General features: G+C 66.6%; 11 protein-coding genes. 2 read left to right on the top strand and 9 right to left on the bottom strand.

Translation table 11 applies throughout. The features are described 5' to 3' along the window. Position 1: 1 nt before the first annotated feature. Positions 2 to 2,044, top strand: coding sequence for a transketolase (gene tkt, locus DU478_RS07605; RefSeq protein WP_114510355.1), 2,043 nt, complete (start codon positions 2 to 4; stop codon positions 2,042 to 2,044). Positions 2,045 to 2,182: 138 nt separating this feature from the next. On the opposite strand, the gene DU478_RS07600 is transcribed toward tkt, so the two are convergent. Further along, positions 2,183 to 3,748 (bottom strand): helicase HerA-like domain-containing protein, encoded by a 1,566-nt coding sequence (locus tag DU478_RS07600; protein ID WP_114510354.1) that lies wholly within the window; start codon positions 3,746 to 3,748, stop codon positions 2,183 to 2,185. A 462-nt stretch (positions 3,749 to 4,210) separates the two neighbouring features. On the opposite strand from DU478_RS07600, the gene DU478_RS07595 reads away from it, so the two are divergent. Continuing rightward, on the top strand, positions 4,211 to 4,888 hold the full coding sequence (locus DU478_RS07595; RefSeq protein ID WP_114510353.1) for an invasion associated locus B family protein: 678 nt from the start codon (positions 4,211 to 4,213) through the stop codon (positions 4,886 to 4,888). Between the two features lie 51 nt (positions 4,889 to 4,939). Here the strand turns inward: DU478_RS07595 and lpxB are convergent, their stop codons facing one another. The 8 genes from lpxB to rseP all read right to left on the bottom strand — a co-directional run bounded on the left by lpxB (position 4,940) and on the right by rseP (position 12,951). Continuing rightward, positions 4,940 to 6,106 (bottom strand): lipid-A-disaccharide synthase, encoded by a 1,167-nt coding sequence (gene lpxB / locus DU478_RS07590; RefSeq protein ID WP_114510352.1) that lies wholly within the window; start codon positions 6,104 to 6,106, stop codon positions 4,940 to 4,942. Continuing rightward, positions 6,106 to 7,002 (bottom strand): LpxI family protein, encoded by an 897-nt coding sequence (locus DU478_RS07585; RefSeq protein WP_114510351.1) that lies wholly within the window; start codon positions 7,000 to 7,002, stop codon positions 6,106 to 6,108. The genes lpxB and DU478_RS07585 overlap by 1 nt, the downstream gene beginning before the upstream one ends. Before the next feature lie 7 nt (positions 7,003 to 7,009). Continuing rightward, on the bottom strand, positions 7,010 to 7,789 hold the full coding sequence (lpxA, locus tag DU478_RS07580; protein WP_114510350.1) for an acyl-ACP--UDP-N-acetylglucosamine O-acyltransferase: 780 nt from the start codon (positions 7,787 to 7,789) through the stop codon (positions 7,010 to 7,012). Between the two features lie 2 nt (positions 7,790 to 7,791). Continuing rightward, positions 7,792 to 8,253 (bottom strand): 3-hydroxyacyl-ACP dehydratase FabZ, encoded by a 462-nt coding sequence (gene fabZ / locus DU478_RS07575; RefSeq protein ID WP_114510349.1) that lies wholly within the window; start codon positions 8,251 to 8,253, stop codon positions 7,792 to 7,794. Between the two features lie 60 nt (positions 8,254 to 8,313). Beyond that, positions 8,314 to 8,907 carry an OmpH family outer membrane protein gene (locus DU478_RS07570; protein WP_114510348.1) on the bottom strand — a complete coding sequence of 198 codons (594 nt, stop codon included), beginning with the start codon at positions 8,905 to 8,907 and terminating at the stop codon, positions 8,314 to 8,316. Next, positions 8,907 to 11,234 carry an outer membrane protein assembly factor BamA gene (bamA, locus tag DU478_RS07565; RefSeq protein ID WP_233501151.1) on the bottom strand — a complete coding sequence of 776 codons (2,328 nt, stop codon included), beginning with the start codon at positions 11,232 to 11,234 and terminating at the stop codon, positions 8,907 to 8,909. Before bamA ends, DU478_RS07570 begins: the two co-directional genes overlap by 1 nt. Before the next feature lie 106 nt (positions 11,235 to 11,340). After that, positions 11,341 to 11,475, bottom strand: coding sequence for a hypothetical protein (locus DU478_RS23555; RefSeq protein ID WP_267897094.1), 135 nt, complete (start codon positions 11,473 to 11,475; stop codon positions 11,341 to 11,343). 132 nt (positions 11,476 to 11,607) lie between these two features. Continuing rightward, positions 11,608 to 12,951, bottom strand: coding sequence for an RIP metalloprotease RseP (gene rseP / locus DU478_RS07560; RefSeq protein WP_114510347.1), 1,344 nt, complete (start codon positions 12,949 to 12,951; stop codon positions 11,608 to 11,610). Positions 12,952 to 12,954 lie beyond the last annotated feature (3 nt).

Raw genomic sequence — 12,954 nt, 5'->3', positions numbered from 1 at the left:
CGTGGATATCGACGCCCTCCGCTCCGCCAACCCCGACCACTGGATGCGCGCCGCCGCGATCCGCGCCCTGACGCTCGATGCCGTCGCCGCCGCGAAATCCGGGCATTCCGGCATGCCGATGGGTATGGCCGACGTGGCGACGGTCCTCTATGAAAAGCACCTTAAATTCGACGCCTCGGCCCCGCATTGGCCGGACCGCGACCGGTTCATCCTGTCCGCCGGCCACGGGTCGATGCTGATCTATTCGCTGCTTTACCTAACGGGCGACGCGCAGATCACGCTCGACGAGATCAAGAACTTCCGCCAATGGGGCGCACGCACGGCGGGCCATCCGGAGAACTTCCTGGCCGATGCCATCGAATCCACCACCGGCCCGCTGGGCCAGGGCATTTCCATGTCCGTGGGGTTCGCCATCGCCGAGGAAGCCATGCGCGCGCGCTTCGGCGCCAAGCTGGTGGACCACCATACCTACGTGATCGCCGGTGACGGCTGCCTGATGGAGGGCGTGAGCCAGGAGGCCATCACCCTCGCCGGCCGCCAGCAGCTGTCGCGACTCGTCGTGTTCTGGGACAACAACAGCATCACCATCGACGGCAAGGTCGACCTTGCCGACCGCACCGACCAGGTCAAGCGGTTCGAAGCCGCCGGCTGGCACGTGCAGGAGATCGACGGCCACAACCCCGAAGAGATCGACGCCGCAATCACCGCGGCCAAGAAATCCAAGCAGCCGTCGATGATCGCCTGCAAGACCCACATCGCCCTGGGCCACGCGGCGCAGGACACCTCCAAGGGTCACGGCGCGCTGACCGATGCCGACCAGATGGCCGAGGCAAAGGCCGCCTATGGCTGGACCACCGGGCCGTTCGAGGTACCCGAGGACGTCAAGGCGCAGTGGGAAGCGATCGGCAAGCGCGGCGCCGAGGCGCGCGACGCCTGGGAGGCGCGGCTCGAAGGCATGTCGGCGGGCAAGCAGGCAGAATTCGCCCGGACCCTGGCGGGCACCGCGCCGAAGAAACTGAGCGCGACTATCAAGGCGCTGAAAAAGCAGGTCTCCGAGAGCGCGCCGTCGGTGGCGACACGCAAGAGCTCGGAAATGGTGCTGGAAGTGCTGAACCCGATCCTGCCCGAAACAATCGGCGGGTCGGCGGACCTGACGGGGTCGAACAACACCCTGACCAAGGACCTTGGCACCTTCGACGAGACCAACCGCAAGGGCCGCTACATCTACTACGGCATCCGCGAACACGGCATGGCGGCAGCGATGAACGGCATGGCGCTGCATGGCGGCATCCGGCCCTACGGCGGCACGTTCTTCTGCTTCACCGACTATGCCCGTCCGGCGATGCGGCTGGCGGCGCTGATGAAGGTGCCGACGGTCTTTGTCATGACCCATGACAGCATCGGCCTGGGCGAGGATGGCCCCACCCACCAGCCGGTCGAACACCTGGCGATCTGCCGCGCGACGCCCAACACGCTGGTCTTCCGCCCCGCCGACACGGTCGAGACCGCCGAGGCCTGGGAACTGGCCGTGACGCAGGACGGCACGCCGTCGGTGCTGGCGCTGAGCCGCCAGAACCTGCCGACCGTGCGGACCGAGCACAAGACCAAGAACCTGACCGCGCAGGGCGCCTACGTCCTTGCCGATGCCACCGGCAAGCGCCAGGCGCTGCTGATGGCCACCGGGTCCGAAGTGTCGGTCGCCATGGCCGCGCGCGACATTCTCGAGGCCGAGGGCATCGGCACCCGTGTCGTCTCCATGCCCTGCTGGGAGCTTTTCGAAGAGCAGGACGAGGCCTATCGCAAGCGCGTGCTGCCCGGCGGGCCGGTGCGGGTCGCGGTCGAGGCGGGCGTGCGGCTGGGCTGGGACCGCTGGCTTTTCGGCGAGCGCGGCAAGCGCGAGAAGTCGGGCTTCGTCGGCATGCACGGCTTCGGCTCATCTGCCCCGGCAGAGACGCTTTACGAAAAGTTCGGGATCACCGCGGAAGCCACCGCCCAGAAGGTGCGCGACCTGCTGATGGGCAATTGGCAGGAGACCCGGCGCTGATCCGCGGCACCTGAGCTTAGGGTCGGGATCTCCGAGACCGCATAAGGAAGCGCCGCCCATTCCAGGCGGCGCTTTTCGCTTACATCACAACAACTTGAGCCGACACGTTGCGTCATCACACGAAGACGCCAATGCGCCTCAGCGCCCCTTGAAGAGCCCGCCGAGAATGCCGCGCACGATGCGCCGGCCGGTGGTGCCTTTGAGTTCCTTGACCACGACCTTTGCCATCGCCTCGCCGAAACTGTCGGTGTCGCGGTGGCGCGTGCTCCAGGTCTTGCGCGCCGGCTGGGTGGTCGACCGCCCGACGCGCGTGCCGGAATAGCGCCGGCCGGCGGTGTATTCGCGCTCTGCCGCCTGCATCTCGTCCTCGCGCTGCTCAAGGGCCGCGGCCTCGGCGGCGGCCTTGTCGGCGCGCTCCTTCAGCATCTCGTAGGCCGAGGCGCGGTCGACCGGCGCGTCGTACTTGCCCCGCAGGTCCGACCCATAGAGCACGCCGCCGCGTTCCTGCGCCGAAATCGGGCCCAGCTGCGACGACGGCGGGCGGACCAGCGTGCGCTGCACCACGCCCGGCACACCCTTCTTTTCCAGCATCGAGGTCACCGCCTCGCCCACGCCGACTTCGCGGATCGCCTGTTCGGTGTCGAAGTCGGGGTTCTCGCGGTAGGTCTCTGCCGCCATGCGCAGCGCCTTCTTGTCGCGCGCGGTGAAGGCGCGCAGCGCATGCTGCACGCGGTTGCCGAGTTGGCCCAGGATGTCCTCGGGCACGTCGTCAGGGTTCTGGGTGATGAAATAGACGCCGACACCCTTGGACCGGATCAGCCGCGCGACCTGCTCGACCTTGTCCACCAGCGCCTTGGGGGCGTCATCGAACAGCAAATGCGCCTCGTCGAAGAAGAACACGAGCTTGGGCTTTTCTGGGTCACCCACCTCGGGCAGTTCCTCGAAAAGCTCGGACAGCAGCCAGAGCAGGAAGGTCGCGTAAAGCCGCGGCGAGGCCATCAGTGTGTCGGCAGCGAGGATGTTGATCTGCCCGCGCCCGTCCGGCGCCGTGCGCATGAGATCCGCGAGGTCCAGCGCCGGTTCGCCGAAGAAATCCGCAGCGCCCTGGTTTTCCAGCACCAGCAGGCGGCGCTGGATCGCACCCACCGACTGCACCGCGATGTTGCCGTAGCGCAGGGACAGCGTGTCGCGGTTCTCTCCGACCCAGACCAGCAGCGCCTGCAGGTCCTTGAGATCGAGCAGCGGCAGGCCCTCCTCGTCGGCAAGGCGGAAAGCGATATTGAGGATACCTTCCTGCGCTTCCGACAATTCCAGCAGGCGCGAGATCAACAGCGGCCCCATCTCGGCCACGGTGGTGCGCACCGGGTGGCCCTGCCGGCCGAAAAGGTCCCAGAAGGTCACCGGGAACGCGGTGTAGCCATAGTCTTCAAAGCCGATCTTGGCCGCACGCTCCATGAACGCTTCGTGCAGCTTGTGCGTCTCGGTCCCGCTGGCGGCGAGGCCCGAGAGGTCGCCCTTGACGTCGGACAGGAAGACCGGGACGCCTTGGGCGGAAAAACCTTCGGCGAGGATCTGCAGGGTCACGGTCTTGCCGGTGCCGGTAGCCCCGGCGATCAGCCCGTGGCGGTTGGCGTATTTCAGGCTGAGCCATTGCTTTTCTCCGTAGTCCGGGCCGCCGCCGCCCACGAATATCCCGTCACTCATCCACCGCCGCCTTTTTGCAAAAGTTATCGTGCGGGGCTGAACATACTAACTTAACCACTTGCTGCCAGTATGAATTATGTCCGGCGCCACATGTCCTCTTTGGCGGCCGGACTGACTTCCTCCCTGTCAGACTGCCGCGCCTTCGGGCGCGGCTTTTTTGTCTGGAATGAGACGCTTAGGCCGATTCAACAAGACTGTTGACCGGGCGGGGGAAGTTTCGTAGCGTCTGCACATAACATAGTCGGCCAGTCCGGCAGGGAGAGACAGGGAAAAGGAGCCGCAATGGCTCCTTTTCTATTTTTATCAGGGGCTTACCCCTCCGATCTTGCCACTGATCCCGTGCGGGTTTCCGCTGAACTGGACCACGCGACACCGGTTCCACGCGTTTTTGCGCCTGACAGTGCCCCGCACCCGTGCTACCCCGCGATCAGAACCAAGACAGGAAAGTCCGGGAGTTTCTAGATGACCAAACACCTTACCCTTGCGACCGCCCTCGTGGCACTGATGATGTCGGGTGCCGTTCAGGCGCAGGACACCGACCCCGCCGCGGAAGCTCCGGCGGCAGAAGCTCCAGCAGCCGAAGCCCCGGCAACCGACGCTCCGGCCGCCGAAGCGCCCGCCGCCGACGCGCCCGCCACCGCGACGGCACCGGGGCTCGATACGGGCCAGCCGGTCGGCAATGCGGACGAGGACGATACCTACGTCAAATCCACCGAAGGCGACTGGGACGTACAGTGCCTGCGGGTGGAGCAAGGCGAAGAGCCCTGCCAGATGTACCAGTTGCTGCAGGACGGCAACGGCAACAGCGTGGCCGAAGTCAGCATCTTCAAGGTCGAAGGCGCCGGCCAGGTGGCCGCAGGCGCGACCTTTATCGTACCGCTGGGCACGCTGCTGACCGAAAAGCTGACCATCCAGGTCGACAGCGCTCAGGCCAAGCGGTACGACCTGTCGTTCTGCGTCCAGATCGGCTGCTACGCGCGCGTCGGCTTTACCGAAGCAGAGGTGAACGCCTTCCGCCGCGGCCAGGTGGCCCGCGTCACGATCACGCCGTTCCAGGCGCCCGATCAGCGCGTGACGGTGAACATGTCGCTGGCGGGCTTCACCGCGGCCTACGACCAGATCACCGCGCTCGAACAATAAGCGCCGAAGATCAGGCAGTAGGAAAAGCCCGGGTGCCGCACCCGGGCTTTTTCATGGGCGCGGCGCGTCGGCGAGGCCGTCCAGCACTGCCTGCGCCGCGCGCGTCCCCGGCGCCGGTCCGTCCAGCCCCAGCCGGTCCATCGTCAGCGCCATGGCGCGGGACTGCGCCTGCGGTGCGTCGAGCGTCGCCAGCACCGCGTCGGTAATCGGGCCGGGCCGGCACTTGGGACCGATGAATTCGGGCACGACACGGGTGTCCGACACCAGGTTCACCAAAGTCACCGTGTCGATGCGCAGCATACGCCCGATGACCTGACGGCTGATCCAGTTCATGTCATAGGCGACGACCATCGGCGTGCCGACCGCCGCAAGCTCCAGCGACACCGTGCCCGATGCCGCCAGCGCCACATCGGCGGCCGCGAAGGCGCTGCGCTTGACCAGCGCCGCTTCGGCCCCCAGATCGCGCGGGTCGAGCACGATGGGCCGCCCCGGCCAGTCCGCCACCAGAGCCTGCACCAACCCCGCCACCGGTGCCGCGGCTGGCAGCACGAAGCGCAGATCGGGCCGCGCCGCGTGCAGCCGGGCGATCACCTCGCCGAAGACGGGCCCGAGCCGCGTCACCTCGGACCGCCGGGACCCCGGCAGCACCAGCAGCATCGGCGCCTCGCCCAGGCCCTGTGTCAGCCGGAACCGCGCCACGTCCGCCGCGGTCGCCTGCGGATCGGTAACCACCGGGTGGCCGACGAAATCGCAGCGCATGCCAGCGGCTTCCATGTAGGGCGGTTCGAACGGGAAGAGCGCCAGCACCTGATCCACGTGCCGCGCCATCTTTGCCGCGCGGCCCGGACGCCAGGCCCAGACCGTAGGCGCCACGTAATGCACCACGCGGATGTCGCTCTTTTCCTTCACCAGCCTGGCCACGCGCAGCGAAAACTCCGGCAGGTCGATGGTCACCAGCACATCGGGTTTCGCCGCTATCACCGCTTCGGCGGTTTCGCGAATGCGGGCCTTGAGCGCGAAATACTGCGACAGGATTTCCGAGATGCCCATGATCGAGATCTCGTCCATGGGAAACAGGCTCTGCAGCCCCTCCTCGATCATCCGCGGCCCGCCGATGCCTTCAAAGGTCACGTTGGGGCGCAACGCGCGCAGCCCCTGCATCAGCGCCGCGCCCAGCTTGTCGCCCGACGCCTCGCCTGCGGTGACGAAGACCCGCATCAGGCCCGCGGCTCCCTAACCCAGAGAAAAAGTCCCGCGCGGTCGCATTCGCCCACCAGCCGCGGCAGGTCGAGCACGATGACGCCGCCGGCTTCGATCACGATACCGGTGAGCCCCGCCCGTGCAGCAGCGCGCGCGGTCGCGGGGCCGATTGTCGGCAGATCGGCGCGGCGGTCCTGGCCCGGCTTCGGCGCCTTGTAGAGCAGACCGCTGCGGCCCGCCGCAGGCCCCGACAGCCAGTCCGCCGCAGCCCCCAGAAGATCGCCCGCGCGGTCCATCATCCAGCTCGCCGGGTCGGTGGCATCCTCGCCGCCGCCCGGCCCTGCGCCCTGCGCGACGTCGCGCAGCATCGCATCGGTGCCGCGCGCATCTTCGCGCGCCACCACCCGGCCGTCGCGCACGACACAGGCCTGACCCAGGTCGGCCGCGCCCATCTCTTTCAGCGCCGCCTCACCGGCGCGGGCGTCGGCCTCGGCGCTGTCCAGCTGTGTCAATTCGGTCGGCACGCCGGACTCCGGCAGCAGCCCCGGCGCGGCCTCGTGCGCGGCCACGATGGCAAAGCCTGCCTCTTCGAAAATCGCCATTACCGCGCGCAGCGCGCCATCGTCGCCCTCTTGCAGCGCCGCATGCAGGCGCGCCACCAGCGGCAGCGTGGCGGCGTCGATGCGCGCCAGTTCGACCTCGGGCCGCCTGATCCGGCCGCAAAGGCAGATGCGCGTGACGCCGCGGTGGCGCAGGTCTTCAAGCAGGCTGCCCAGAGTCTCGATCCGGAAGGTCAGGTCGGCGTCGAGCCCCCGGGGCGCGAACCCCGACAGCACGCAGACCAGGGGCGGGCTGTCTTGCGCCCGGGCCACGGCGCCCGGCAGGTCGCCCTCGCCGCAGATCAGGGCCAGCATCGCATTCTCACCCCGGTGTCAGGAAATGGCGGTCCGACTCGCCGAGGATGAAATCGACGATTTCGCGCACGTAGTCGCTCTGCGTCTCGTCGCCCAGCCGCCGGGCGCGGTCGGCAAAGGCGCCTTCGCCCTGCGCCAGCATCTGAAAGGCGGCGCGCAGCGCGGTGATGTCGGCGCGGCTGACGCCCTTGCGTTTCAGCCCGACAAGGTTCAGCCCGTCGAGCACGCCGCGCGGCGCCTGCACGAGGCCATAGGGGATCACGTCGTTGGTCACCATCGTGACCGCACCGATGATCGCGCCGCGGCCGATCCGCACCCATTGGTGCACGCCGGAAAGGCCGCCGACGATCACGTCGTCCTCGATCACGCAATGCCCCGCGAGCGCCGAGTTGTTCACCAGGATCACCCGGTTGCCGACCTGCGCGTCGTGCGCCACGTGGCAGCCCGCCATGAAAAGCCCGTCGTCGCCCACGCGCGTCACGCCGCCGCCGCCCTCGGTGCCGGCATTCATGGTGACGTGTTCGCGGATGCGGTTGCGGCGTCCGATCTCGAGTCGGGTCTTTTCACCCTTGAACTTGAGGTCCTGCGGCACCTCGCCGATGACGGCGAAGGGAAAAATCATCGTGTCGTCGCCGATCACCGTGTCGCCGGTCACCACTACGTGGGATTTCAGCGTCACGTTCGCGCCCAGCACGACCTCGGGCCCGATGTGGCAGAACGGGCCGATCGTGCAGCCCTCGCCGATCCGGGCACCGTCCTCGACAACGGCGCTTGGGTGAATATCCATGCTCACTTCGGCAGGTCCATCATCGCCGTGAATTCGGCCTCTGCGGCCATCTCGCCCTCGACCGTGGCCACGCCCTTGAACTTCCAGACCTTGGCCCCGGCCTTGCCGCGCAGGGTGGTCAGTTGCATCTTCAGCTGGTCGCCCGGCACCACCTTGCGGCGGAACTTGCAGCCGTCGATGGACATGAAATAGATCAGCATCTGCTTGTCCGCGAGGTCGAGCGCCACGCCCACCATCACTGCGGCGGTCTGCGCCATCGCCTCGACAATGGTGACGCCCGGCATGATCGGGGTGCCGGGGAAATGGCCCTGGAAATGCGGCTCGTTCATGGTGACGTTCTTGAGGCCCATGGCGCTGGCGGTGCCGTCGATCTGCTCGACCCGGTCCACCAGAAGGAACGGGTAACGATGCGGCAGGATGCGCTGGATCATCTGGATATCCGCGCTTTGAAGCGTGTCGGTCATGGGCAGTCCTTTGCAAGTGCTGCATCTTGCTAACAATCTGGCGCCGCCGGAGCAAGCGCGTCAGGGCTGGTCCGCAGAGCCTTCGCCCAGGCTGGCGTCGATCCGCTGGATCGCGGAATCGGTGATGTCGATCACGTCGGCGCTGATGAAGACGATGCGCCGCTCGACAATCAGAGCCGCACCGGTTTCGCGCATGATCTCTCCGATCACCGGCTGGGCGGCGTTCAGGAACCGGCGCCGGGCCTCTTCTCCGCGGGTGCCGATGGCGCGAGCTTTCTCTTCCTGCTCGTTGCGCAGGTTCTGCACCTTGGTGTCGAAGGCATCTGCAAGCGCCTGGAATTCGTCCGCGGGAATCGTGCCGCGCAGGTCGGTGAGCCGCTGCTCTTCGGCGGTCAGCTCTTCGGTGATGCGGTCGTTTTCCTCGGTGATGGCGGTGCGTTCGGCCTCGATCTCGCGGGCGATGCGGCGGCCAAAGGCGCTTTCGGCGAACAGCCGGTCGCTCTCGATGGTCAGGATCGGGCTTTGCACCCGTCCCGCGGCGAACGGTTCCGGCGCGCGGGTCTCGGCCTCCTGCGCGCGTAGGCCGGGCGCCGGCAGCGCCAACAAGAGCGCCGCCGCAAGGGCGGCGCAGGTCGCGCGCGCCCGGACTGGCATCAGAAGCGCGTCGAGACGGTCAGCTCGAACTGCTGTTCGCGGTCGAACTCTTCCTTGACGAGCGCATCGGTGAAGTTGAACCGCAGCGGACCGATGGCCGTGTCCCAGAACAGCGACACGCCGATGACGTGGCGCAGGCTGGCATCCTCGTAAAGGACGTTGGCATTGGTCTTGTCGAGGCCCCAGAGCGTGCCGACATCGTAGAAGACACCGGCGCTGATGCCGTATTCCTCGGGCAGGCCCAGCGGAAACTCGGCTTCGAACCGGGCCACGGCGAAGAAGTTGCCGCCAAGGCCGTCGTCGATATCGTTGGCCTCGTCCACCTCTCGCGGGCCGATCCCGGCGTATTCAAAGCCGCGCATCACCGAAGAGCCCATGAAGAAGCGGTCGGTCACCCGGCTGCTGCCTTCGTTGTAGTTGAGCGCCCCGCCCTCGAAGGTCGCGCGCAGCGTCACCTCTTCGCTGAAGACCAGCTTTTGCGCGATGGCCCGCACCCGGGTCTTGATGAAGGAGGCATCACCGCCGAGGCCGGCAAAGTCCTGACCGAATTCCAGCAGCACACCGGCGGTCGGATCGAGCCCGGTGCGGCGGGTGTCGTAGCTGTAGGTATAGCCGATGGAGCTGTCCCAGATCGCGCCTTCGTCCGCTTCGGCGGTGACGATCTGGCCCGCATCGCTGCGTACGTCGGTGATGTCGGTGTAATTCGCCGTGTAGCGCACCGAGAACCGCCCGTTTTCCGAAACCGGGAAAGTCAGCGAGGGGCTGAAGGTGCCGGTCACAAGCTCGTATTGCGCGGTGTCGCGCTGGCTTTCGAAGTAGTTGAGGTTGAACCCCAGCGCCAGGTCGCGGCCCAGCAGGCCCGGCTCGACAAAGTTGAACGTATAGCGGCGGTTGTCGACGCCGGTATTGAAGCCCAGCGTCAGCTGCTGGCCGCGGCCCAGGAAGTTGTTCTCGCGGAATTCGATGGCAAGGCCGAAACCGTCGTTGGTTGAAAACGAGCCGCCGAAGCTCAGCGAGCCGGTCGGCTGTTCCTCGACATCCACGTCGACGATGACCTGCTGCGGGGTCGAGCCTTCGCGCGCCTCGACCTCGGCATTGGCAAAGTATCCGAGCGCGCGGATGCGCTCGGCGCTTTCGCGGATTTCGCGCGGGTTGAAGGGGTCGCCCTCGACCACCCGGAACTGGCGGCGGATCACCCGGTCGAGCGTCGTGGTGTTGCCCTCGATGTCGATGCGTTCGATGAAGATGCGCGGCCCGCGGGTCAGCTGGAATTCCACGTCCAGCGTCAGGTCGCGGTCGTTGCGGTTCACCCGCGGTTCGACCCGGACAAAACTCAGACCTTCGCGGATCGCCAGCCGTTCGAGGCGGGCAATCTGATTCTCGACCAGGCTGGGCGAATAGACCCGGCCACTGCGCAGGTTCACCTCGGACTGAAAGAGCGCGGCATCGACCTCGGGCAGGTCCGACGTCACGGTGACATTGCCGACCCGGAATTGCTGGCCTTCCTCGACGTTGAAGGTCACGAAATAGCCGTCGCGTTCCTCGGCCAGCTCGGCATTGACGCCGGTGATGCGGAAATCGACATATCCGCGCGAGGCGTAGAAATCCTGCAAAAGCTGCCGGTCGAACTGGATTCGGTCCTCGACAAAGGTGTCACTGCCGATGATCGCGCGGAAAAGGCCCGCCTGCTTGGTTTCCAGCACGCGGCGCAGGCGCCGATCGTTGTACTGCTGGTTGCCGACAAAGCCGATGCGCTCGACCTCGGTCACGGCGCCTTCGAAGATCTCGTAAACGAGGTCGACGCGGTTGTCGCTGCGGCGGATGATCTTGGGCTGCACCCGCGCCGACACCCGGCCCTGCTGCAGATAGGCTTCGGCGATGTTCGACGCATCGGCCTCGGCCTGGCTGGGGCTGTAGACCCGGCGCGGCTGCGCCTGCACGATGGCCTGCAGGTCTTCGTCGTTGATGCGGCGGTTGCCTTCGAAGTTGATCGCGTTGATCGTCGGGTATTCCTTGACCCGGATCACCAGCTGGCTGCCCTGCGGCACGATCTCGACCGTTTCGAAAAGCCCGGACCCCAGGATACGCTGGTAGGCGTCGTTGAGTTCGGCCGCCGAGACCGTTTGCCCGCGCCCGATGCCGGCGTAGGTCAGGATGGCACCCGGTTCGATCCGCTGGTTGCCTTCGATGGTGACGCTGTTGAACTGGTAGTTCTGCGCAGCGGCGCCCTGCGGAAGTGCCGTTGTGCCAAGCACCAGCGCGACGGACATGACCGTGGCCAGATGCTTTGCCCCGCGCGGCGCGCGTTTACCTGTCGTGTCGGTCATGCAGCCTACCCATCCATACAACCCGTTGTGGGACGTGAGTAGCGGGATTGCAGGATGATGTCAAAAGCCTCGCGGCCCTTGGCCTGCTGGTTTTTTCAGGCTGTGTTCAGCCGACCCAGAGCGAGCCGAGAAAGGCGCCGAAGAACAGCGCAAAGATGATGGTGCAGATATAGAGAAGCCGGTCCCAGTTCAGATTGACCAGAAGGCTCAGGCTCCGATATCCGCTCGTCAGCGTCTGCATGTCAGGTGCCCTTGGCTAGCATGAATTCTTCTGTCGCTAGCGGAGCAATCCGGCGAAATTACGGCGAATTATGGCTTAATTGTGGCATTTTGCCGGGGCCGGGGCTGGCCGCCCTGCCCCGGCGCGGTGCGATCAGGGGCAGAAGATGTCGTTGGACAAGGCAAAGACCATCAGGCCCAGCACCAGCGTCAGCCCGATCGACATCAGCACCTTGAGCGCGCGGTCGCTGGGCGGACGGCCCGACACCGCCTCGTAGGCGAAAAAGCACAGGTGGCCGCCGTCGAGCACCGGCACCGGAAAGAGGTTCAGCAGGCCCACGGCGGTGCTCAGGACCGCGATGAACCAGATGAAATTGCTGGTGCCCTGGCTCGCCATCGCGCCAGAGGTTTCGGCAATGCCGATGGGGCCGGACAGGTTGCAGGTGCTGATCGCACCGGTCACCATGTGCCACAGGCCCGAGATCGAGCCCTCGATGATGCGGCCGGTCTGCGACACGGCGCCGCCCAGGGCCTCGAAGACGCCGGGCGTTTCGGTGGCCGGCTCGAAGAACATGCCCGCGGCGATGCCGATGCGGTAGACGGCGCGGAAGGAATTGTCGGGCTGCGGCTCGTCGGTGCGGCGCGGCTCCAGCGTCAGGTTCAGCACCTCGCCATCGCGCCAGACCTCCAGCGCCAGAGGCGCGCCTTCGGAGGACTCGACCTTCTGCTTGAGCTGGTCGAAGGCAAAGATCGGATCGCCGTCGATGCTCTGGATCACGTCGCCGGCGCGCATGCCGGCGTCATCCGCGGCGGACAGCGGAATGATCTGGCTGGCCAGCGGCGGGTAGACATAGGGCCCCTCGACCACCTGCTCTGCCCCGTTGCGCTGCACCGTGTAGTCGAGCACCGGCTGTTCGGGCAGATTCAGCAGGAAGGAATCGAAGGACACGCCGTCGTCGAAGGCGGGCGGCGCCCGGCCCTCTATCTGCGCGATGACGTCGCCGGGCTCCAGTTCCTGCACGCTGGGCAGCGGGCGCAACTCGCCCACGGTCAGCGGTTCCGACACGACGCCGCGGGCGAGGAAGATGCCCGAGAAGATCAGGATCGACATGATGAAATTGAAGACCGGCCCCGCCGCCACGGTTGCCGCGCGCGCCCAGAGCGGCGCGCCGTTCATGGTGCGGCGCCGTTCCGCTTCGCTGAGGCCCGCCATCGCCGCCTCGTCCTTGCCGCCCGAGGCATTGTCGTCGCCCTTGAACTTGACGTAACCGCCAAAGGGCAGCAGCGCGAACTGCCATTTCGTCCCGCGCCGGTCGACGCGCGAGAAAAGCACCGGCCCGAAGCCGAGCGAGAACACGTCCGCATCGATACCCGACCACCGGCCCACGATGTAATGGCCGTATTCGTGCACGGCGACGATCACCGAAAGCGCCACGACAAAGGCCAGCAGGGTCCAGATCAGCCCGCCGAACTGCGGGATCAGTGTCACGATATCCAAATG

This window comes from Thalassococcus profundi, from assembly GCF_003344785.1.
GTDB classification, from domain to species: Bacteria; Pseudomonadota; Alphaproteobacteria; order Rhodobacterales; family Rhodobacteraceae; genus Puniceibacterium; species Puniceibacterium profundi.
Note: the sequence above shows the minus strand (reverse complement) of the source record. Positions and strands in the feature narration are given on the sequence as shown.